The organism is Streptomyces sp. NPDC026575 (assembly GCF_055567415.1).
The window spans coordinates 259,961-282,061 of record NZ_JBVHQM010000009.1 but is presented as its reverse complement, the minus strand read 5'-3'; the positions used below and the strand labels follow the sequence as shown (position 1 = coordinate 282,061).

Genomic DNA, 22,101 nt, shown 5'->3' with positions numbered 1-22,101 from the left:
GCCCTTAGGCGCCCGGTTGCTCGCCGTAACGGTCGGTCAGGTGATCCGCCAGGGCGGTCACGGTCGGATGCTCGTAGATATCGGAGACGCGCAGTCGTCGGTCGATGCGCACCATGCTTCTGATGGCCTTCATGGAATCGCCGCCGAGCGCGAAGAAGTTGTCCTGGCCGTCCAGATGGTCGACGCCCAGGACGTCCCGCCACGCATCGAGCACGGTGCGATACCAGTCCCGGGCCCGCTCCGGGGCCCCCTGCGGCGCGGGCGGGGCCGGGGCGCTCTGGTGCGTCGGTGAACTCAGCGCGCGCCGGTCCACCTTGCCGTTCTTGTTCAGGGGCAGCGAGTCCACGATCTCGATCGACGAAGGGACCATATGCTTCGGGAGCCGTGCGTGCAGCGCGTCGAACAGTGACGCGTAGTCCAGCGTTCCACCGCGTTCGGCGGTCACATACGCGACCAGCGTCACATGCCCGTCCGGGGCCGTCCGGGAGACGACCACCGCACGCCTGACCCCGGGGTGCGCGGCCAGCACGGATTCGATCTCCCCCAGTTCCACCCTGATCCCGTTGATCTTGACCTGGAAGTCCTGCCGCCCGAGGATCTCGATCAGTCCGTCGGGCCAGAACCTCGCCATATCCCCCGTGCGGTACAGGCGTTCCGCGAGGTGGCCACCACCCGACCACTGGACGAACCGCTCACTCGTCTCCTGCGGGCGGTCGAGGTATCCGCGGGCCAGGCCGACCCCGGCGAGATAGAGCTCTCCGGGGACACCGACCGGCACCGGCATCATCCGCTCGTCGAGGATGTACGTCCGCTGGTTGGCCAGGGGCCGGCCGTAAGGGAGGTGGCCGCCGCTCCACTCCTCGGACGCGTCCCACTCGTAGGCGGTCGAATGGATGGAGGCTTCCGTCGCGCCGCCCAGCGCCACGAACCGCAGGCGGGGGGCGACCCTCCGAAAGCGTGCCGGCATCGTCGCCGGCACCCAGTCCCCGCCGGTCATGCAGAGTTTCAGCGGAAGCGGACGGGTGTCGCCGCCGGTCTCGACGAAGTCCAGGAACAGCTCGATCAGCGGCGGCGCGGTGTTCCACACCGTGACGTGGTGCCGCTCGACGAGCTCCCACCACGAAGCCGGGTGGTATCCGGCCTCGGCCTCCGGGATGACGACCGTGCCGCCGGCGATGGTGATGCCGAGGAACTCGTACACCGACATGTCGAAACTCGGCGAGGACAGCGCGAGGGCCGCGTCGTCGGGTCCCACCCCGTATCTGGCGTTGAGATCCGCGAGGTTGTTGAGCACGCCGCGGTGGCACAAGGCGATCGGCTTGGGCTTTCCGGTGGAACCCGATGTGTGGATGACATAGCAGAGGCTGTCCGGGCGTACCTCGGTGACGGGATTCTCTGCGGGCGCGTCGGTCCGGTTTCCGGGGTCGTCCACCAGCAATTGGTGGCGCACCTGTGCGGAAAGCGTCCGGTCGAGTTCCCGGCTGCTGATCATCACTGTGCAGCCGGTGCCGAGGACCATCGTCTCCAGTCGGTCCCGCGGGTATTTCGGGTCCAGGGGCACATACGCCCCTCCGGCCTTCAGTACGCCCAGGATCGCTATCAGGAGATCGGGGGTCTTTTCGAGGTGGATCCCCACCCTGACATCCGGTCCGACTCCGAGTGCGATCAGGCGGTGGGCCATTTCGTTGGCCCGTCGGTTCACCGTGCCGAAGGACCACGATGCGGTTCCGAAGACGGCGGCCACCGCGTCGGGAGCCTCCGCGGCCCGGGCCTCGAACGCCTGGTGGAGGCAGATGTCCTCGGTGAGCCGGGTGTCCGTGTCGTTCCATGCGCGGAGCATGGTGTCGGTTTCCTGGGCCGTCAGGATGTTCAGTCGGGCGACAGGAGCGTGCGGCGCGCGCACCATGTGGTCCAGGAGGACCTGGTAGTGACCGGCGATCCGGTCGGCGTAGGCGTCGTCGAATCGCGCGGCATCGAAACTGAGCGTCGCCTTCGACGCCTCCGGGTCCGCGTGGAGGACCAGTTCATGTACGGCCGAGGGGGCCGGGTCGGGTACGGCCGAGGTGTCCGCACTGCCGCAATCGCCGGTGAACGAGAGGGCGAAGGGGCCGGGTGCGCGATCCGATCGCGGTGCGGTGCGCAGCCCTGCTACGAGATCGAGGGTGCTCGACTCGTCGGCGAGGGCGACAAAGAGAGTGTCCCGGCCATCGAGTACGTCGATGGGGACCCGGTCGAGGGCGGTGTACCGATGGACGAGGACGGCCAGCGCCACCGTCAGGATCGAGGCGCGGGAGAGCTCACCGCCCTCCGGCGGCAACACGACATCAAGGGATCGTTCCCGGCGCTCGCCCGGCCTCCCCCGGTTCCGTGTCGAAGGGAATCCCAGCCCCGAAGGAAAGGAGTGGGAGGCCGGCTGAGTCATGGATTCGGTGAAAGTCATGCCCTGGGAAGCCTTCCGATCGGGCCGGGCCGTCTATTCGTCATCGAACTGGAGCGGGAAGCGTACGCAGAGAGCGTTCACCCGGTCGCGCGCCGCAGCGCGCAGCGCGCCGTCCAGTTCGTAATGACCGGCGTCCCGCACGCTGATTCCGGAGAGCACGTCATGGACGATTCCCGCGCAGGCACGAACCTCGAAGGGCCCCATTCCACGCTGCGCGAGGATATTGGTGCCGAAGCGCAGACCGCCGCCCACCGTAGGCGGATGGGGATCTCCTGGGATCTTGTTTCGGTTGACCAGGATTCCGCATTCCTCCAGGGCCCGTTCCGCAACGATCCCGGTGAGCCCGGCGGACCGGACGTCGACCAGGACCATGTGGTTGTCCGTGCCGCCGGTCAGGACGTCGTACCCGAGGGCCAGGAGTTCGTCCGACAGCGCCTTCGCGTTGTCCACGACGCGTTTCATCGTGGTCTGGAAGGCGCCGCTCGACGCGATGGCCAGGGCGCGCGCCTTGGCCGCGATCGAGGACGGGTCCGGTGTTCCCTGGAATCCGGGGAACACCGCGCGCTGCATCAGCCTCCACAGTTCGGTGCGGCCGTCCGGCGCGGTCCGGCGATGGTCCTTGCCGAGCAGGATCAGGCCGCCTCTGGGGCCGGCGAGCTGTTTGTAGGTGCTGGTCGTGGTGATGTGGGCGTAGTCGATCGGGCTCGGATGCAGCCCCGCGGCGACGAGGCCGGCGATATGGGAGATATCGGCGAGCAGATAGGCGCCGACACGATCCGCAATGGCCCTGAATCGGGGGAAGTCGATCCACCGGGGGTAGGCGCTCGCTCCGGCGATGATGATGTCCGGGCGGTGTGCGAGCGCGCGGTCGAGGATCGTGCCGTAGTCGAGGTTTCCGTCGCGTTCGACGCCGTAGTGGGCTACGTCGTAGTACTTGCCGCTGACCGAAGCGCCGGCGCCGTGCGTCAGATGTCCGCCGGAATCGAGATCCAGCGCGAGAATTCTGCCGCCACGGGGAAGCAGCGCCCCCATGACCGCCAGATTGGCCGATGAGCAGGAGTGCGGCTGGACGTTCGCGTACCGGGCGCCGAAGACGCGCTTGGCACGTTCGACGGCCAGCGTCTCGATTTCGTCGAAGTGCACGGCGCCCGGGTGGTAGCGCGCGCCCGGATAGCCCTCGGCGGTGAGGTTCGACAGGACCGTGCCGTTGGCGCAGAGCACGGACGGCGGAGCCATGCTGGCCGAGGCGACCATCGACAGGCTCGCGGTCTGGTAAGCCGCCTCGGCGTCGAGGAGCGCTCCGAGATCCGGATCGTTTCTCGTCAGCGCGTCCCAGCCCAGCGCGGCGATGGACCTGGTCGTAGGGTTTGTTATTTGCCCAGATTCAAGCACGGGAGATTCCTTAAGTGCGATCGCGCGGTGCAGGTCGCGCCGAATAAGGACTGGAATCCATTACTGGGATCAGCTCGGCCACAAAGGGGTTCCGAGCGAAGCCCGCTGCGGGCTGTACCGGTGGTTGCCGCAGGTCGCCACAGTGCGGGTGCGGCCGTTCACGCCGGTGGAACTAGCTGAAGTTCTGCTTCAGCCAGGAATCGTCAACATATTCGGTCGCCGCATGGAAATCAATCTCCAATTGGCGCAGGAAGGAACTGATCACATAGACCTTGTCGGGTGCGAACTGCCGCAGCGCCGTCACCAGGCCCGGAACATCGAGGGATTGGGTCTCACTCGCCACGAGGGCCTGCGCGGCCTCCGCGGCGGAGGAGAGGGTGTACATGCCCGGAATCGCGGTGACCACCGGTACTTCCGGGTGGTCGAGCGCGTTCTGCTTCAGCAGGGCTTCAAGCCGCTGACGGCTGGGCTCACGGAACGGCGAGTGATATGCCTGGTGAGCAAGGGACCGCTCCACGACCTGAAGATCCGCGGGGCCCTCGTTCCGCGCCGATTCGAGCGCCGAACGCAGGCCGGACACCATGATCATGCGACCGGCGCCGCCGAGGACCGAACCGAAGTCGCAGGAGATGGTCATCCGCTCCGGCTGCTCGTAATAGCGCCAGTCGACCGGCGCGGGCACGAACGCAAAACCTATGGCCTCGTCCCGCTCGGTGTCCTGAAGGTGCCTCTCCCGAAGGAAGCGGACCACCATTTCGGTCGAGGCCGCTCCGGAGGCACGCAGGGCGGCGAGTTCACCCAAGGAGATACCGCCGTACACGGAAACCGCACCGTGCTGCTGCTCCAGGATCCGACCCACGCTGACCATGGCTGCCATCTGCCGGATCCAGCGCAGCAGTACCGGATGGACCTGCCGCACCTCTCCGTCGATCAGGTGGTCCACCGGAACGTCGACCGCTTCGGCGAACTCCCGATAGACCGACTGCGCGACCGCCGAACTCCGCAGCATCGGTTCGTATCCGCGAAAATCTACCGCGGCGTCGGCGGGTCCGAACAAGAGGAACGTCGTCATTGCCACTCCATTCTTCGCACTTGCGGGAATCCTTCGCACTTGCGGGAATCTTCGGCCTTGCGGGAATTCAGTGCTCCGCCATCGCTTCCGCACCGCTCGGCGTCTTCTTCGAGGCACCGATGGCGAGGGCCAGCAACGCCAGTGCGCTGATGCCGAGTACGGCCGCGACCGCCGGCAGCAGTCCGGCACCCAGGCTGCCGAGGGTCAGGCCGCCGATGGCCCCGCCCAGCGAGACCCCGAGATAGGTGCTCGACGTGTTGAGTGCCAGTGCCTGAGCGGCGACCGGTCCGGCGAGCAGGTACAGGCGTGCCTGAATGGCCGGGGAATTCCAGAAGGCCATGCCGCCCCAGATCGTGCCCACCACGACGAGGACGACGAAGGGCACCGGGCGGACGAACCAGAGCAGCCCGAGGACCGCCATGATTCCGGTGAAGATGCCGATGCCGGTGACCAGGGCGCGGTCCGGACCCCATCGGTCGGTGACCTTCCCGCCGGCCCAGATACAGACGATGCCGGCGAACCCCGACAGGCTGAACGCGAGCGCACGCTGATCCACGCTGGCCTCGCTCACCGCGGCGAGATAGGGCGCCATGTACGTCAGCATCATCATCGAGCCGGTCATGAGCGCACAGTTCGCCAGGAGCCCGAGCGATACCGGCGCACTGGCCAGAGTGCGCAACTGCTCCCGGATGCCCGGCACTTCGCCGGCCTTGTCGCCCTCGCGGGGCAGGGTCGCGAGCAGGAAGACCAGTGCCAGCACCCCGCTCACCGCCATCGAGACGAAGGTCGCCCGCCAGCCGTAGTGGCCGCCGATCCAGGTGCCGATCGGAACTCCGGCCGCGATCGAGCCCGTGACACCGAGGGCCACAACGGCGACGTACCGTCCGATATGGCCTTGTGGAGCGCGCTCGGCGGCGAAGGCGAACACCGCCGGAGTCGAGGCCGCCGCCGCGAGCGCCGCCACGATCCGCAGGGCCACCAGGAGCCCGAAGCTGGTCGTCGAGGCCGCCACCAGGTTCGCCGCGATGAAGATCGCGAACGCGGCGGTGAACAGGTACCGCCGGGACACCCGCGCCAGAGCGACGCCGGCGATCGGCGCGGCCACGGCGACGGTGAGGGAGAAGACGGTCACCAGCTGGCCGGCGTGCGCCTCACTGACGTGCAGATCTCGCGCGATCTCCGGCAGGACTCCGGCGATCACATAGTCATCGGTATACAGGACAAAAGCCGCAGCGAGCAGCGCAAACAGCCACGCGGGCACAACTGATCTCCTTAGGTACGTCGACCGTGCCTGATGCGCAGATATCAGGTCAGTCGTCGGTCGGTGCGGCGTCGGCACCGGGGGCGGCCGCCAGGACCGATCGCAGGTGCGCCCGCAGCGTCGCCCGAAGGCGTTCGACGGTGAGCGATCCGTGCGGGGTCACCGAGTCCAGGACCAGACCGCCCAGGACCGCGATGAGCCGTTCGGCCTCCTCGGCCGGATCGTGCACGTCGAGGACGTGCAGGGCGTCCGTGATGACCTGGCGCATGTCGGCGGCCATTTGCTCGGTCACCGGGCGGAAAATCGGATTCACTCGGGCGGCGACGATGAATTCCGTCAGCACGATCGACTCGACGCGGCGTTCCTCGTCGATCGGCAACAGCTCCTCCAGCCGCGACTGCAGGGCATCCACGGCGCCTTCGCCCGTGAGTCCGACCAATGCGTCGGTCGGATACCGGGTGAGCCTTTTCCCCATGCGATTGCCGACCTCGGTCACGGCCGCCACGAGAAGATTCCGGTGATCGTCGAAGTAGTGGCGCACCGAACCGATGTTCAATCCCGATTCGGCGGCGACCTTCCGCAGCGACAAGCCGCTGAGTCCTTCGGTGACCAAGAGGCGAAAAGCCGCCTCGATAACATCCTTGCGACGCTGTTCGAGGTCAATCCGAGATGGCATTGCCAAACAGTATCACAGGTGTGACAACGACGGGGAGCGAGCGCGTTCCGTCAATTCGGTCGGTCCTCGTATAACCCCTGATCGGGCCCCAAATGAGCGCTGATGCGGAATCACGGAACTCGATACGGGATGACAGGAACTACGGGCGAATCTTGAGCCCGACCCGGATCGCGCACCGTTTCCCGGCCCGATCGGGAGTGCGTCGAGACCTCGGGAGCGGGCAGGCAGCGGTGTACGGCCCGAGTGGTCGAGCCGCAGCCGGCGCACCGACCACCGGTCGAACAACTGGGTACTGTACGGGAGTTGCCGCCCACTGTCCCCGCACGACCCGCCAGGGAAGCGGGCGGACCCCGCCGGACGAGGGCTCACCCCCGGCGCCGGGCCACGCGCTTCTCGTCCCACACCGGCTCGGGCGACTCGTAGACGGTGCCGTCGGAACCGAAGACCAGGAACCGGTCGAAGTCCCGGGCGAACCACCGGTCGTGGGTGACCGCGAGCACGGTCCCCTCGAAGCCGCGGAGGGCGTGCTGCAGCGCCTCGGCGGAGACCAGGTCGAGGTTGTCAGTGGGCTCGTCCAGCAACAGCAGTGTCGTACCGCCGAGTTCGAGCAGGAGGATCTGGAATCGCGCCTGCTGCCCGCCGGAGAGGGAGTCGAAGGTCTGCTCCGCCGCACCCGCCAACTCGTAGCGCGCCAGCACCCGGGACGCCTCCTCGCGCGGCAGCCCCTCCCGGCGCTCGTCGCCGCGGTGCAGGATCGACACGAGCGTGCGGCCGGCGAGGTCGGGCCGTCCGTGCACCTGCGCGAACCACCCCGGGCGCACCCTCGCGCCCAGGCGGGCCACCCCCGCGTGCGACACGGGCTCCACCGGAAGGTCACCCACCGGCTCGTGTTCGGGCTCGGGGGCGCTGCCGCCGGCGGCGAGCAGCCGCAGGAAGTGCGACTTGCCCGAGCCGTTGGAACCCAGCACGGCGACCCGGTCGTCGAACCAGACCTCCAGGTCGAACGGCTTCATCAGACCGGTGAGTTCGAGGCTTTCGCAGACCACGGCCCGCTTGCCGGTACGGCCGCCGCGCAGCCGCATCGACAGATGCTGCTCGCGTGGCTGCGCGGGGGGCGGCCCGGCCTTCTCGAACCGGTCGAGCCGGGTCTGGGCGGCGCGGTACCGCGAGGCCATGTCCGAGTTGTAGGAGGCCTTCTGCTTGTACATCTGCAACAGGGCCTTCAGCTTGGCGCGCTCTTCGTCCCAGCGGTTGCGCATTTCGTCGAAGCGCTCGAACCGCTCGACCCGGGCCTGGTGGTAGGTGTCGAAACCGCCGGGGTGCACCCAGGCGGTGTTGCCCGCCGCACCGAGCTCGATCGTGACGATGCTCTGTGCCGTGCGGGCGAGCAGCTCGCGGTCGTGACTGATGTACAGAACGGTCTTCGGAGTGTCGATCAGGCGGTTCTCCAGCCACCGCTTGCCGGGAACGTCGAGGTAGTTGTCCGGCTCGTCGAGCAGCAGCACCTGATCGGTGCCACGCAGCAGTGCCTCCAGCACCAGCCGCTTCTGCTCGCCGCCCGACAGCGTGTCCACGGCCCGTCGTTGGCAGCGGTCGAAGGGCATGCCGAGGGCCTCCGTGGTGCACACGTCCCACAGCACCTCGGCGTCGTAGCCGCCGGCATCGCCCCACTCGGCCAACGCGTTCGCATACGCCATCTGCGCCGCGGTGTCCCCGCTCGCCTGCATGGCCGCTTCGGCCTTGTCCACGGTCGCCGCCGCTCGGCGGATGCGCGGGTCCGCCACCGATAAGAGCAGATCGCGTACTTGGTCACCCGGGCGGGCGGTGAACTGTCGCATGACACCGAGGCTTCCGCTCCGGTTCACCGCTCCGCCGTGAGGTGCCAGATCGCCGGCGATCATGCGCAGCAGCGTGGTCTTGCCGGACCCGTTGGCGCCGATCAGTGCGGCTTTCGCCCCCTCACCGACCCGCAACGAGATCTCGTCCAGCAACACCCGGCCGTCCGGCAGTCCGTAAGAAACAGAGTTGACGTCGATATATCCCACGGACGTGATCTTATCACGGGTGTGATAGTAGACGCTCGGGTTTCACGCCACCTCGCCGCTGCGGCCCCGCACGAACTCGGCGATGCTCTCCGCCACATAATCGATCTTCTCGACGCTCAGACCCGGATAGACCCCCACCCAGAAGGTGTGCTCGGTAATGACGTCGGTGTTGGTCAACTCACCGGAAATCCGATAGTCGCGTCCGATGTACGCGGGATGGCGGGTGAGGTTGCCGCCGAACAGCCGCCGGGTCCCGATGTGCCGCTCCTCCAGGAAGGCCACCAACTCCCGCCTGGTGAACGGCGCGTCCGGCAGCACGGTCAGCACGAAGCCGAACCAGCTGGGATCGCTCCCCGGGGTCGCCTCGGGCAGCAGCAGGCCGGGCAGCCCGTCCAGCGCCTTTCGCAGGTGACTCCAGTTACGGCGCCGGGCCTCGCCGAATTCCGACACCTTGCCGAGCTGGCTGAGGCCGAGCGCGGCCTGCAGATCGGTCGTCTTCAGGTTGTAGCCGATTTCGGAGAAAATGTATTTGTGGTCGTAGCCGTGCGGGAGGGTTCCGAGCTGGTAGTCGAAACGCTTGAAACAGGTGTTGTCCTGGCCGGGCTCGCACCAGCAGTCCCGGCCCCAGTCGCGCAGCTGCTCCACGAGCCGTGCCAGCTTGAGATCATTGGTGAGCACACAGCCGCCCTCCCCCGTGGTGATGTGGTGGGCGGGGTAGAAGCTGACCGTGGCGAAGTGGCCGAAGGTACCGGTGAGCCGGCCCTGATACGTCGAGCCGAGGGCGTCGCAGTTGTCCTCGATCAGATAGAGGCCGTGCTCCTCGGCGAGTGCGGCGATCTCCGCGACCTGGTACGGATTGCCCAGCGTATGGGCCATCGCGATCGCCCGGGTACGGGGCGAGATGGCCGCCGCCACCCGCTCGACCGTGGTGTTGTACGTCCCGAGTTCGACGTCGACGAACACGGGGACCAGGCCGTTCTGCACGATCGGGTTCACCGTGGTCGGAAAACCCGCGGCCACCGTGATGACCTCGTCCCCGGGACGCAGCCGCCGCTCGCCGAGCTGCCGTGAGGACAGCGCCGACACGGCCAGGAGGTTGGCGGACGATCCGGAGTTCGTCAGATGCGCCTTCCGCAGCCCGAAGTACTGCGCCAGGCCCCGCTCGAACTTCCTCGCGGTGACACCGGCGGCGATGCGCATGTCCAGCGCCGCGGCCACCAGGGCGACGCGGTCGTCCTCGTCGAGGGCCGCGCCGGAAGGCCAGATCGGCGTGGTGCCGGGAACGAATTCCTCCGCGGCACCGGCTTGATGGTAGGTGCGGGTGAGCTCCAGAATCTGGTCTTTGTCGCTGCCGGTGGACACACTGCCTCCTGATTGTTCACCTGTGCTGTCACGGACGTGCTCGATCAATCGAGGTCACCGAAGGCCGACTTCGGGGCGTTCGCCTTCACCAGCGTTTCGGCGTACTCCGCCTCCGGGTCCGACAGCAGGGTGATGGCGCCCCCGACTCCGAACGACGCGGAGTCCTTTTCCAGGACGAGGGTCCTGATCACCACGCTCAGGTCGGCACGCCCGTCGAGGGAGACCCATCCGAGCACGCCCGAGTAGATGCCTCTCGGTTCCTCTTCCAGTGCGGCCAGGATCTCCATGCTGCGCAGCTTCGGCGCACCGGTCATCGAGCCGGGCGGAAACGCCCTGCGGATGCAGTCGACCGCCGCGACGTCCGGCCGGAGCCTGGACTCGATGGTGCTCACCATCTGGTGGACCGACGCGAAGGTGTGGACCCCGAACAACTCCACGGGACGCACGGATCCGATCTCGGAGACGCGGCTGAGGTCATTGCGCATCAGGTCGACGATCATGAGATTCTCGGCGATCTCCTTCTCGTCGCCCGCGAGCTCCTGCTTCAGCGCCGTGTCCTCGTTCTCGGTGGCGCCGCGCCGGCGCGTGCCCTTGATGGGACTCACCCGCACGAACCGGTCACCGTCGATGGTCATGAACCTCTCGGGCGAGGCGGACAGCACGGAGAACTCGGGTGTCCGCAGGAACGCGCCGTAGGGCACCGGGCTGGTGGCGCGCAGCCGGGTGTAGGTCTCGATGGCGTCGAACTCACCGGAAATCGAGGCGGAGTTGGTGAGGCAGAGTTCATAGGATTCGCCGACGCTCAGATAGTCCTGGCACTTGAGGATCTTCGCCAGGTACTCCTCTTTGCTGTCCCGGAAGACGACCTCGCCCGGCTTCGCACGGGGCGTCGCTTCCCGGTCGCGCGAAGGCGCCGTCCTCACCTGTGCCACCGTGCGCGACGCGGTCTCGAACCACTCCCGCGCATCACCGCGTTCCCCGAGACCGGGGCCGGAGGCGAACAGCAGATAGACCCTGTTCTCGTGATGGTCGACGACCACATAGCGATCGGTGAGCAGGAAGCGGGCATCGGGCAGCCGCGAATGCCGGGAAACGGTCATCTTCTCGGTGTCCGCCCGCAGCTCGTATCCGAAGTAGCCGACGAAGCCGGGGCGGAACTCGAAGGGCAGCAGCTCTTCCCCGTCGATGTCGACGGTGCGCTGCTGGTCCTTCAGAAAGGTGAAGATGTCGGTGTCGACGTACCGCACCGAACCGTCGGGCTCCGTCACCGTGGTGCGTCCGTCGGCAACGCGGTAACTCGCCGTCGTCGACCGGGCGTCCGGCAGCCCGCCGATGATGGAGAACCGCGCCCGGCCGGTGGCGGAACTGTCGAGCCAGAAGCTCTCCGTCGACGCGCCGCAGAACGCTTCGAACAGCGCCCGGCTCTCGACCTCTGCGTCCACGCACACCCAACTGCAGTCGATCGCACCGTTCCGGAAGAGGTGATCGCGCGATGCGCTCCGACGCTCCGCCACGATCTCGGCGAAGTTGCGCAGAAGAACCCTTCCGTCATCGCTGAGAATCGACTCCGGATGGAACTGAACACCCCATACCGGCCGATCGCCGTGGCGGATCGCCATGGCGACACCGTCCTCGTCCTCGGCGATGACCTGCAGCGGCTCCTCGATGCCCGACAGGGCCAGGGAGTGGTACCGGACCGCGGTGAACTCCTCGGCCATACCGCGGAACAGACGGTCACCGCGGTGGCGGACCCGGGACGTCCTCCCGTGCATGATCTTCGGTGCCGGCCCGACCTTCGCTCCGTGGACGCTGCCGATGAGCTGATGCCCGAGGCAGACTCCGAGAACCGGCAGGTCCACCGATGTCACGAGCGTGCGGGAGATACCCACATCGGCCGGTACATCGGGGCTGCCCGGGCCGGGCGATATCACTATGCCGTCGAACTCCTCCAGGGATATCGAGGACAGCGGGTCGTCGTTCTTGACGACGACGCATTCGACATCCGGGAGCTCGCTCAGATACATCCAGATGTTGTAGGTGAAGGAATCGTAGTTATCGACGAGAAGGATACGGGTCATCGAACCATTCCAGATATTCCGCCGCCCGGCGCAGAACTCAGCCGGTGCCTCATGATCTTGCCGCTGCCGGTTCGCGGGATCTCCGCCACCGGCACCCATCGCTTCGGTACGCGAAAAGGTTCCAGTTGTCGGCGAAGGTGCGTCCGGAGCGCGGCGAAGGATTCCTCCGGATCGCCGGCCGACGGGGCGAGGACCACGAGCGCCGAGAGCGTGGACACACCGTCGACCAGGGGTGCGAGAACGGCGCAGTCCTCGACGCCCGCGCAGCTTCTGATGGCCGCTTCGATCTCCACCGCCGACATGGAGATCCCGCCGACATGCAGGAAGTCATCGGTGCGGCCGACGACCACGAGTCCGCCGTCGTCGGCCCAGTAGCCGTAGTCCTTCGTCTCCAGCCAGCCGTCGACCAGCAGCTCTTTCGTCCCGTCCGCGGTCACCGCATGGCGTGGGATGGTCGGTCCCGACACCCACACCTCGCCGACCTTGTGTTCCGATCCGCCCGCCGGAAGCGGGAGATCGGGGTCGCCGCGCAGTTCCACGTCGTAACCGGGGCAGACGAAACCGGCGGTGCCCGCGGCCCGGCGCGTCACTCCGTTCGCGCAGAAGGCGTTGCCCACTTCCGTGGAGCCGATCTGATTCAGCACCTGGACCTGCCAGCGGTCCTCCAGGCGGGCGGCGACGGCGTCGGGAAGGGGTTCGCCGGCCGAGACGATCGCCCGCAGCCCCGCCGGACGTTCGACCGCCGCGCTCTCGATGTGATCGGCGAGTTTGGCGAGCGCCGACGGAACGGAGAACGCCAGGGTGGCGCCATGCCGATGCAAGGCGTCGGCGAATTTCTCTTCGCTCCTGCGCTGCGGGCTCAGCACGACCGAGGCACCGCTGAACAACGGGTAGACGAACTGATTGTTGAATCCGAAGGTGAAATAGTATTGCGAGAGCGAGACGATGGTGTCGGTGGCCCGTATGTCCAAGCCGTTCGCACCGCCGACCGCCGCGTGGAAGAAAGGCAGGTCGGCACTCGTATGGGCCACGGCCTTGGGAATCCCGGTCGTGCCCGAGCTGTACAGGTAGTAGCGCGAAGCCGCCGGCCCGTCCTCGCCCTCGTCTCGATCGACCGGGAGTCGCGGTTCGCGGCGCTCGATGTGCAGCCCGCCCTCTCGATACGAGAGCACGAACGTGGTGGGCAGAATTCCCAGCATCCTGGACTGCACGCGCTCGTCCAGGTCCGGATTGACGACCAGCGGAACGGCACCGATGGCATGCAGGGCGAGGAAGGCGGGCATCCATGCGGGCCGGTCGCCCACCAGGAACCCCACGTGATCACCCGCGCCGATCCCACGGTCGAGGAATTCGCCGGCGAGGCTCCGGGCACGAGCGTGCACGTCCCGGTGCCGATGGATGTCACCCGTCTGTTCGTCTATGACGGCGGCCGTGTCGCTCCAGCCGCCCCCGTCCGCAAGGCGTGCGGCCAGAATGGATGTATCGCTGTGCATGGATCTCCCCGGTTCCATGGATATGCCCTGGTAAGGGCCTGATCAGCCGAGCGCGGCCGGCGTCGCCGCGTCGAGCGCGAGGACCGCGCCTATGGAGTCGGTCAGGGTGAACTGCCGCATCCAGCCGAGGTGCGATGCCGCGCGTGAGATGTCGGCGCACTGCCACGTCGATCCCGTGCGCAGACCGTCGGGATTCCGCGCGAGCCGATAGGGAATGCCGGTCCGCTCGGCGAAGGCATCGAAGAGCTGTCGGATGCTCGTCGCGGTCCCGGATGCCGCGTTGTAGGCGGCCACTCCTGCTCCCGGACGGCGGGCGGCCAGGCTCACCAGACCGGCCACGTCCCGGACGTCGATCAGGTCCCGCGCCGTCTCCGGGAGCGGCACGTTGGCCACGACCTGGTCCGAGCCCGCCTCCGCCGCGGCCCGGTACAGCCCGGCCGCGGCGGCCCAGATCCCCTGCGTGCCGTGACCCGGTCCGATCACGTTGAAGGCACGGATCAGTGTCACCGGCCGGTTCATCCGGTAGGCCGCGCGTACCAGGTAGGAGGCGCCCATGACCTTGGACTTCCCGTACTCCGTCATGGGCGCCAGGACGCTCGATTCGCTCACCGGGACGCCCGGAGCGCTGTCCCCGTATTCGTGCGACGACCCGAGGTGCAGGATCGACTCCGCCGTCCCGGACAGTTCGCACGCTTCCGCGAGGCGGCACGGCCACACGACGTTGTCCCGGCGTACCACCGAGGGGTCGGTGGACCAGGACGCACCCACGGCGTTGACGATCACGGCGGGTCCGCAGGCCCGCAGGAAGCCGGACAGCGCGGCGGACGACCAGTCGCTCCCCGAGTAGTAGGGACCGCCGACGTCCCCGGGGCCGCCCGTCGCCCGCCCGTACCGGTCCACCCCTACACAGCGCCATCCGTCCGCCGTGAGCGCCGCGGTCACGCACCTTCCGATGAACCCCTTGGCGCCGAAGACGACCACGGTCCTTGCCATTCTGATGTCCCGTCAATTCCTGGCGCCCGTACGGGCCGTGTCGACCACGACCTCCGCGGCCACCTTCGCGCCGTCCGTCCCCACCTTCTCCACCAGGCCGGTCCAGGTGTCGGCGGGCAGCGCCAGGCACTCCGGGATCAACCGTTGGAGCTGCGCCCGGACGGACCGCCGTGTCGGGTCCAGGCGCCGGCGGAGACCGTCCGCGATCGCCCCGTAGACGTAGTCGTTCCCGGCCGCCTCGGTCTTTGCGGCCTTCCGCGTGACCACCGCCTCGTCGACGACGTCGGTGGGCCACCGCACTCCGGTGCGGGCCCCGGTCGCGATCCGGTGGATCTCCGCCTGCTGGAACCCGGAGACGTTCTGCGGTGGCAGCCGGATCAGCGGCGTCCCGCAGGAACTCGCCTCCAGGAGGCTCATGAGTCCCGGCTGGCTCAGGCACAGCGCGCTCTCCGCGATGCGGGTGCGGTACTCGGCACGGGTCAGCGGACCGAAACGGAACTCCGCGCGCCCCCGGTACGGCGCGACGATGGCGTCCAGATCCGCCTGAGGGGTGTTGCCGGCGATGAGGACGCTGTCGAATCCGGCTTCGATCAGGGCCTCGACGGCCCCCGGGAGCACCAGGGACGGGTAGGTCGTGGTGTCCTGCGTGGTCAGGCCGAGCATCCCGCCGAGCGTGACGATCGCTCGTCGGTTGCCGTCGGCGTAGCCGTACGAGTGTCGCGTGGCTGCGCGCGGCTGCCAGGGGACCACCGCGCCGATCCACCGCAGGTTGCGGATCTCCCGCATCCAGCCGAGGGTCTCCTGGGACAGCCCGGGAAGCCTCAGGGCGAGGTAGTGGCTCACCTCCAGCGGCGGCACGGCGAGGTCCGCACCGTGCCACAGGAACGGCATGAGGTCGACGAAGACGGTGCGCACACCCGCCGCCTCGAAGGCGCGGGCGGCGAAACCCTCCAGCGTCACGAGCGCCACATCGAGGTTCTTCGCGGCGGCGGCCCGCGTCAGCGCGGCGTAGTCCGACCCGTCGAACTCGCACCACTCGTCGACGACGTTCTCCATGAGGGAACGCCCGTACTCGCTCCCGAAGGCGACGACCTGGCAGTCGCCCGGCACCGCCCGCCGGATCTCGCCGATGATGGTCTCCAACGCGGCGTGCGGCCCCCAGCCGAAGTTCACGCCCAGGATGCCGATCCGGACCCGGTCGGGAGCCGTGCTCGGTGCGTTCACCGCGTTCCTCCCCGCGAGCGGAACTTCAGTGCGCGGTCGACGTCCGGGCTCTCCCAGAAGCGGTCCGACCGCCGGTACTTCGAGCCGAGGTCGAACGCCAGGGAACTGGCCTTCTCGACGACCGCCCGGCTGCCCAGGTCTCCCTCGACCACCTCCAGTTCGAGCAGGGTTCCCATACCGCGGATCATGGAGGAGAGCGAGTGGAAGGACGAGGTGACCAGGACCGTGGGCCGACGGACCGAGGCCGCGTAGCCGAGCTCGAAGGCGACGCCGGCAGAGGGCTCGTCACCGACGAGTGCGCACAGGCTGTCCGACGCGTGCAGGGCACGCAGGTCGTCGCGCATGCAGTCCTCCGGCGGCAGCCCCGCGGCACCCCACTCCTCGTTCATATGGGAGCTGAAGACCGCGGCACCCAGTTCGGAGAGCCGTGTGTGATAGCTGAGGATTTCCGCCTTCTTCTCCGGCAGAAACACACCATCGCGTACATGGTTTCCGAAAGTCGCCGCAAGGAACACCTTCGGACCGTGGATGGGGGAACCGCTCATGCGCTGACCGCCTTCACTACGATGCTCCCGCCGAATCGGCCGCGTTCCTGCCCCGTGGCGTAGTCCCGGAAGCCGAGGCTCGCCACCTTGAACCCGGACTCCCGGAGCAGCCGGGCCACTTCGGACGGACTGAACAGATGAACCGGGGTGTGCAACACCTCGTCGCCGTTCCGGTAGGACGCCGTGAAATCACCACCACCGGGCCGCACACGGTCCCGCGCCACATTGCGGATCACGCTGAGCGGACCGTACGTGACGGCGTTGTACCGGTTGTTGACGTCGAACACGAATGCACCGCCGGGCTTCAGCAGGTCTCTGACCTGCCGCAGCCCCGGCACCAGCTGCGCCCGCGGAATATGGCCCAGGACGTTCGACAGACAGGTCACCAGGTCGAACTTCACCGCAAGAGCGGCCGGCAGCTCCGGCGCCGCGAGCGGTATCGCCAGCACCTGGGCGCCGGGGCAGTTGCGCTGGGCGAGGGCCGCCATTTCGGGGCTCTCGTCGATGGCGGCGACGTGATCGGGGCGGATCTCCGCGACCACGCGTTGCAGGCGTTCGCCAGTACCGGTGCCCACGTCGAGTAACGCCAGGCCCGGCCGGTTCCCGGCCGCTCGGGCTATCTCCTTCTCCACGGCGCGGAAATACCCGCTATGTCGCTCCAAGTACGTGGCGTAGCCGCGTGAATAGGCGTCATAGAACCGCTTCGACGTCACCGAGGTGGTCTGCGGTGTGGATCCCTTCGACATGCGTCTCCTCATTCCGGATGTATCCGAGGCAGCTCTGGGTGTCGAAGCGCCCCCAGTCCGCGGCGTGCTCCAGGCCGGCGGCGACGGCGTCCTTCGGCAGCCCTTCGGTGGCCCGCAGTACGAACTCGCACACCTTTCGCAGCTGCTCGACCGGCACGCCGCTGGACCAGGCCAGGTAGTAGAAGGCATCCGCACCGTGCCCGAGCGCGCGGAACTCCTCATCCGCCGTCGACAGCACCAGGTCCTCGACGGCCTGCGGTGCCCGCCACGGGGCGTCCAGGGTGGGGTTGCGCCCCGCGGGGACGGAGAGGTCCTCCCACAGGGCCGCGGTGATCGCGTCCCAGGGGACGAACTCCCGCGTCTGGTGGGCCTTGGCCAGTTCCGCGTAGACCGCCGTGTACTCCGCGGCCAGCGAGCGGGTCGACAGCCGCTCGGACAGGGGGCGGGCGGCCTCGACGAGCCGCTCCCTGGCCTCCGGGTCGCGCCACAGGGTGCGCAGTGCCTGCGCGATCAGTCCGCCGTCCGGCGCGTCCACATACAGCGCGCCCGACTCGCCCCCCAGGTATTCGCTGATGCCCCCTGCCCGAGTCGCGATCACCGGACAGCCGGCCGCCTGGGCCTCGACGTTCACCAGGCCGCCGCCCTCCGACTTCGAGGCCACGACGGTGGCGAAGGCCCCCTTCAACAGGGAGGCGGCCTCCTCGATCGGCACCTCCCCGATGAAGTGGACGCGGGAGGCCAGGCCCAGCCGGTCGGCGTGCTCCCCAAGGGCGGCCCGCTCGCTGCCGTCCCCGGCCACGACCAGGTGGAGCTCCGGGATCTCGTCCTTGAGGAGACCGATCGCCTCGATCGTCCTGTCCACGGACTTGGCGGGTTCGAGTCGGCGCAGCGAGAGTACGTAGGGCCCCCAAGCGGCCGCCTTCTCATGGGGCTCGGCGGTGCTGAACAGGTCGTGGTCGATCCCCACGTAGAGGGTGGGCACCGGGGCCTGCTCGCCGACCAGCAGCTCGGTCTGCCGGGCGAGGTCGTCCGACGCCGCGTTCAGCAGGTCCGCCCGCCGCATGGCCGGCAGGACGAAGTCCCGGCCGGTCAGCCAGACGAGCCGCGGATCGGGATCGACCACATCGGGGATGTCGTAGCCGCCGACGGTCTGGATGACCGGCACGTGCCACAGACAGGCCAGCAGCTCCGCGATCATCGGAAGCGGCCGGCGCAGGCCGACGACATGAATGACATCCGGCTTCCGGACGCTCCGGACGAATTCCTGCAGTTCGGCCGTCAGCGCCCTGAAGTCGGAGGGCAGCACCGCATTGGGGACCCGGTGTATGTGCACCCCATTGCGCCTCTCCTCCTTCGGTGTGGTGTCGGGAACATGCCTGGTGAGCACGTCCACGTGGTGTCCGAGTGCGACCAGCTCGGATCCGAGTTGGTCGATGGGATCCTGTGCACCACCGGTGACCGGGTAGTACACGCTGCATACGAATAGAATATTCACTGGCTTCGCCTCCTCGTCCGACCGGCCGGCGGCCCTTCCGCTCAGCGGTTGGCCTTGTAGCGCTTCCCCTTCAAGCCGTGCACTTCCTCCACGGGGAATCGGTCGATGTTGACGGCCAGCTTCTTGTCCGCCGCCTCGATCAGATCGAAGTCGCAGTAGCGCGCGAAGCGGATCAGGTAGTTGAGGATGTCCGCCGCCTCGAACGACAGCTTGGTCTTGAACTCCCGGTCGTTCCCGAGCAGTTCGACGACCTCGGACTCGCTGAGCCACTGGAGTTCGGCCAGCAGCTCGCCGGCCTCGCCGCCGACCGCCATCGCCAGGCTGCGCGCCTCCTCCAGCTGGTCCCAGCCCCGCTTCTGGACGAACGTCAAAAAGCGCTCGGTGTATGCCTTCAAACGGTCGGAATTGCGTCCCAGGTGCGTGGTCTCGCCGGGGAGCCAGCCCCACTGGGCGGCTACCTTCTTCCCGGAATACGCCTCCGGGAGCAGTCCTTCGAGCGTCCACATCTCGCTCTGGAACGCCGTCACCACCGCCGGATCCACATGCTGGTGCGTGTACAGCTTGTGTGTCCGCCCCGCCGCCCAGGACTGCGCGAACCTGAGGGTTTCCTGAAGTGCGCGCTGCGATATCGCGCTCAGCGGCATCAGCTTGACCGCGCCGCCCTTCTTCGGTCCGAACGCGATGACCGAGCTGAGGACGTCGGCGTCGTAACCGAGGTAGATCTCCTTGTACTTGGACTCCACCTCGCCCGAGCTCCGCCGCTCGTGCCCCGCCACCAAGGCGCGGACGAACTCCTCGTCTATCCCGTCGACGAAGACGTCCATGCGGGAGATCAGGAACTGTTCGAGTTCCTCGTACTTCGACGGGGAGTACTCCTCGAATTTCAGCGGCTCCCCCACGGGCTCGGACTCGTCGCTGTCGACGTTGTAGTAGATCGCGTGCTCGACGACGCCGGGGCGGTACTGGCTGTTCGACTGCGACCCGCACGTCCAGCCGCGGTTGAGGTAGAAGGTCTCGATCCAGGAACTCGGCTCGGCGACGGTGCCGTAGAGCTGCCGGACCCCGCGGGCCTTCGCCACCTCGACGGACTTCGCGAGCAGCGCGGATCCGGCGCCGTTGGAGCCGCGGAAGTCGGGGTTGACGATGAGCGGGCTGATCTTCATCGTGCCCTGGCGCTTCTCGGCGATGTTCATGACGCCCACCACCTCGCCACCGGCCTCGGCGACGTACACATGCTGTGTCTTCGAGAAATGGCCCACGGGGTCCTTGCCGCCGCCGAGGTGCGCATCGATGATGCGGTCGGCCTGGGCGACGTGGTCACCGTCGTAGTTCCTCCTGAGGGAACCGTGCAGAAGCCCTTGGATGACGGCGCGGTCCGCTTCCGTGGCGTCCCTGATGACGATCTCGTCGACCGCGTCGGACGACATGTCGTTGGTGTCCTGCTGAACAGTCAATTTCAACTCCATTGAGGTATGGCGGAAATCAGGCGAGCAGGCTGCGGCGGGCGACCGCGGCGTCGACCAGACGATCGGGCGTGCCCACGTCGAACCACCCGGCCTCTTCGGGTACGGCCACGGCGGCGAGGCCGCCGTCATCGATGTAGGACTCCAGCAGTGAGGTGATTTCCAGTTCACCGCGGCCGGACGGAGCAATGGACTCCAGCCGCTTCCACATCGAGCCGTCGAAAGAATAGAGACCCGTGCACACCTGGCTGCTGTGCCGCACATCGGCCTTTTCCCGGACACGGACGACCGTTCCGTTCGCGGTGCTCTCGACTACCCCGAAGTCCTTCGGATCGGGGTGTTCGATGACCGCGACCGCGGCGCTGCACCCGGTGGCCTCGGTCTCCTTGAGGATGCCTCCGGCCCAGGTCGAGCTGTACACGTAGAGCGTGTCCCCGAGCGCGACGACGATGCGCTCGTACCCTTCGGGCTCCAGATGCTCCCGGGCGCAGGCGATGGCGCCGGCGATACCGTTCGGCTCTTCCTGGACGACCGTCCGGATCTCGATGCCCGAGTAGCCGAGCCAGGCCGGGATGCTCTGATATATCTCCTCGTCCTCCGCATTGCAGACGAGGACCAGGGTGTCGACTCCGCATTCTGCCATCACATCCATGGAGAATGCGATGGCCGGCTTGTCGTAAACCGGAAGCAGATGTTTGTTGACCACGCGGGTCGTCGGAAACAGTCGTGATCCGGTGCCTCCTACCAGCACGATTCCGGCGACTCGTTCTTTGACAGGGTTGATTTCTCCCATTGCCTACCGCCTTCTGGCCCGCAGCGGGGCCGTGGTCGATCTACGGTCGAGAGGTGTGGGTTACGCGGAAAAGGTCGCCGTTGCTTTTTCCAGCACGGCGATGCGGCGCAGAATGCCCGGACAGTCGACCAGGCCCGCCGTCTTCGTGTCGCGCAAGTGCCTTGTTCCTGCGGTCAGGCACGCGCGTGTCGCATTGGTCGGCTCGGTGGTCGCGACGACGGCCGGCTCGGGTTCGCCCGGCCTTCTTTCGACGACCTGAACCGGAGTGTCCACGGGCGGTGAGAACACGCGGAGCAGTTCCAGACGCCGGCGGGGGTCCGCGAAGACGACGCTGTTGGCGTAGGAGTCGCCGATGGCCCACGATCCGGTGTAGGTGAAGGTGCGCCCGTCGATCGGCCGACTCGTGAGCGCAGCGCCGCCGTCGCTCTCCGAGCCACCGAGCAACACCGCGCCGATGTCGAGGTCTTCGGCGACGGCGCCGAGCCTCACCAGCGCATCGACGCAGTACGTCCCCAGGTCCGCGGCCGCCCCTCCGTGGCGGGGGCGCCGACGGAAGTCCGTCGGTTCTCGCCCCGGGATGCGGAAGACCGCGGAGACGGACACCGGGCCCGCCCAGTCCTCGGCACGTACCCGTGCGAGGAAGTCGGCCCAGGCGGGGTGGTACGGGTAGGAGAGGCACTCGAAGACCGTGCGGTCGCAGGCACGGGCCATCGTGTCCAGCTCGCGGGCCTCCGCGGCCGTCAGACAGACCGGCTTCTCCACCAGCACGTGCTTCCCGGCGGCCAACGCCGCCCGGCAGTCGGCGAAGTGACGGCCGGTCGCACTGGAGATGTAGACGATGTCGATGTGTCGGTCGGCCAGCACCGCCTCGCGATCGGTGACCTCGATGCCTTCGGGTGGTACGGCGGTGCGCGCCCCGCGGGGATGGTCGGTGCCCACGAGGAGGGGATCGTCGGTGCGGTTGAGCTCCCGGAGCAGTGGCGCGGTCCGTCGGCTCAGGTACTCGGAGTTTCCCATCGCCGC

Annotated in this window: 17 protein-coding genes; all 17 read right to left on the bottom strand. The window is 67.8% G+C overall.

Annotated elements, in window-relative coordinates; translation table 11 throughout:
• Window positions 1-4: 4 nt before the first annotated feature.
• Window positions 5-2,320 carry a non-ribosomal peptide synthetase gene (locus ACZ4NB_RS15440; protein WP_467661685.1) on the bottom strand — a complete coding sequence of 772 codons (2,316 nt, stop codon included), beginning with the start codon at window positions 2,318-2,320 and terminating at the stop codon, window positions 5-7.
• A gap of 153 nt (window positions 2,321-2,473) precedes the next feature.
• Window positions 2,474-3,832: a serine hydroxymethyltransferase gene (locus ACZ4NB_RS15435; protein ID WP_467661683.1), complete on the bottom strand. Its 1,359-nt coding sequence runs from the start codon at window positions 3,830-3,832 to the stop codon at window positions 2,474-2,476.
• Window positions 3,833-4,004: 172 nt separating this feature from the next.
• Complete coding sequence (locus tag ACZ4NB_RS15430) at window positions 4,005-4,904, bottom strand: hypothetical protein (RefSeq protein ID WP_467661681.1); 900 nt, start codon at window positions 4,902-4,904, stop codon at window positions 4,005-4,007.
• Between the two features lie 67 nt (window positions 4,905-4,971).
• Window positions 4,972-6,165: an MFS transporter gene (locus ACZ4NB_RS15425; RefSeq protein WP_467661679.1), complete on the bottom strand. Its 1,194-nt coding sequence runs from the start codon at window positions 6,163-6,165 to the stop codon at window positions 4,972-4,974.
• A gap of 49 nt (window positions 6,166-6,214) precedes the next feature.
• Window positions 6,215-6,841, bottom strand: coding sequence for a TetR/AcrR family transcriptional regulator (locus ACZ4NB_RS15420; protein ID WP_467661678.1), 627 nt, complete (start codon window positions 6,839-6,841; stop codon window positions 6,215-6,217).
• Window positions 6,842-7,206: 365 nt separating this feature from the next.
• A complete protein-coding gene (locus tag ACZ4NB_RS15415; protein WP_467661676.1) occupies window positions 7,207-8,886 on the bottom strand; it encodes an ABC-F family ATP-binding cassette domain-containing protein in 1,680 nt (559 codons plus the stop codon).
• Between the two features lie 42 nt (window positions 8,887-8,928).
• Entirely contained in the window at window positions 8,929-10,248 is a 1,320-nt protein-coding gene (gene rfbH / locus ACZ4NB_RS15410; protein ID WP_467661674.1) for a lipopolysaccharide biosynthesis protein RfbH, read from the bottom strand.
• 44 nt (window positions 10,249-10,292) lie between these two features.
• Window positions 10,293-12,326 carry an aminodeoxychorismate synthase component I gene (gene pabB / locus ACZ4NB_RS15405; protein ID WP_467661672.1) on the bottom strand — a complete coding sequence of 678 codons (2,034 nt, stop codon included), beginning with the start codon at window positions 12,324-12,326 and terminating at the stop codon, window positions 10,293-10,295.
• Window positions 12,323-13,819 carry a class I adenylate-forming enzyme family protein gene (locus tag ACZ4NB_RS15400; RefSeq protein WP_467661670.1) on the bottom strand — a complete coding sequence of 499 codons (1,497 nt, stop codon included), beginning with the start codon at window positions 13,817-13,819 and terminating at the stop codon, window positions 12,323-12,325. The genes pabB and ACZ4NB_RS15400 overlap by 4 nt, the downstream gene beginning before the upstream one ends.
• A 42-nt stretch (window positions 13,820-13,861) precedes the next feature.
• Complete coding sequence (locus ACZ4NB_RS15395) at window positions 13,862-14,812, bottom strand: NAD-dependent epimerase/dehydratase family protein (RefSeq protein ID WP_467661668.1); 951 nt, start codon at window positions 14,810-14,812, stop codon at window positions 13,862-13,864.
• Window positions 14,813-14,824: 12 nt separating this feature from the next.
• A complete protein-coding gene (locus ACZ4NB_RS15390; RefSeq protein ID WP_467661666.1) occupies window positions 14,825-16,036 on the bottom strand; it encodes a hypothetical protein in 1,212 nt (403 codons plus the stop codon).
• The gene (locus ACZ4NB_RS15385; RefSeq protein ID WP_467661664.1) at window positions 16,033-16,581 is read right to left on the bottom strand and encodes a nucleoside 2-deoxyribosyltransferase; all 549 of its coding nucleotides are present in this window, start codon (window positions 16,579-16,581) and stop codon (window positions 16,033-16,035) included. Before ACZ4NB_RS15385 ends, ACZ4NB_RS15390 begins: the two co-directional genes overlap by 4 nt.
• Window positions 16,578-17,327 (bottom strand): methyltransferase domain-containing protein, encoded by a 750-nt coding sequence (locus tag ACZ4NB_RS15380; protein ID WP_467661662.1) that lies wholly within the window; start codon window positions 17,325-17,327, stop codon window positions 16,578-16,580. Before ACZ4NB_RS15380 ends, ACZ4NB_RS15385 begins: the two co-directional genes overlap by 4 nt.
• Window positions 17,272-18,822: a glycosyltransferase family 4 protein gene (locus tag ACZ4NB_RS15375; RefSeq protein WP_467661660.1), complete on the bottom strand. Its 1,551-nt coding sequence runs from the start codon at window positions 18,820-18,822 to the stop codon at window positions 17,272-17,274. The genes ACZ4NB_RS15380 and ACZ4NB_RS15375 overlap by 56 nt, the downstream gene beginning before the upstream one ends.
• 41 nt (window positions 18,823-18,863) lie before the next feature.
• Complete coding sequence (locus tag ACZ4NB_RS15370) at window positions 18,864-20,276, bottom strand: GNAT family N-acetyltransferase (RefSeq protein ID WP_467661658.1); 1,413 nt, start codon at window positions 20,274-20,276, stop codon at window positions 18,864-18,866.
• Window positions 20,277-20,304: 28 nt separating this feature from the next.
• Window positions 20,305-21,078: a sugar phosphate nucleotidyltransferase gene (locus ACZ4NB_RS15365; RefSeq protein WP_467661656.1), complete on the bottom strand. Its 774-nt coding sequence runs from the start codon at window positions 21,076-21,078 to the stop codon at window positions 20,305-20,307.
• A 60-nt stretch (window positions 21,079-21,138) separates the two neighbouring features.
• Window positions 21,139-22,095 carry a Gfo/Idh/MocA family protein gene (locus tag ACZ4NB_RS15360; RefSeq protein ID WP_467661654.1) on the bottom strand — a complete coding sequence of 319 codons (957 nt, stop codon included), beginning with the start codon at window positions 22,093-22,095 and terminating at the stop codon, window positions 21,139-21,141.
• Window positions 22,096-22,101: the final 6 nt, after the last annotated feature.

Bases quoted from the DNA above. Each gene is read 5' to 3' on its own strand.
- ACZ4NB_RS15430 (WP_467661681.1), bottom strand. From the start codon at position 4,904: ATGACGACGTTCCTCTTGTTCGGACCCGCCGACGCCGCGGTAGATTTT.
- ACZ4NB_RS15420 (WP_467661678.1), bottom strand. From the start codon at position 6,841: ATGCCATCTCGGATTGACCTCGAACAGCGTCGCAAGGATGTTATCGAG.
- pabB (WP_467661672.1), bottom strand. From the start codon at position 12,326: ATGACCCGTATCCTTCTCGTCGATAACTACGATTCCTTCACCTACAAC.
- ACZ4NB_RS15400 (WP_467661670.1), bottom strand. From the start codon at position 13,819: ATGCACAGCGATACATCCATTCTGGCCGCACGCCTTGCGGACGGGGGC.
- ACZ4NB_RS15395 (WP_467661668.1), bottom strand. From the start codon at position 14,812: ATGGCAAGGACCGTGGTCGTCTTCGGCGCCAAGGGGTTCATCGGAAGG.
- ACZ4NB_RS15385 (WP_467661664.1), bottom strand. From the start codon at position 16,581: ATGAGCGGTTCCCCCATCCACGGTCCGAAGGTGTTCCTTGCGGCGACT.
- ACZ4NB_RS15380 (WP_467661662.1), bottom strand. From the start codon at position 17,327: ATGTCGAAGGGATCCACACCGCAGACCACCTCGGTGACGTCGAAGCGG.
- ACZ4NB_RS15365 (WP_467661656.1), bottom strand. From the start codon at position 21,078: ATGGGAGAAATCAACCCTGTCAAAGAACGAGTCGCCGGAATCGTGCTG.
- ACZ4NB_RS15360 (WP_467661654.1), bottom strand. From the start codon at position 22,095: ATGGGAAACTCCGAGTACCTGAGCCGACGGACCGCGCCACTGCTCCGG.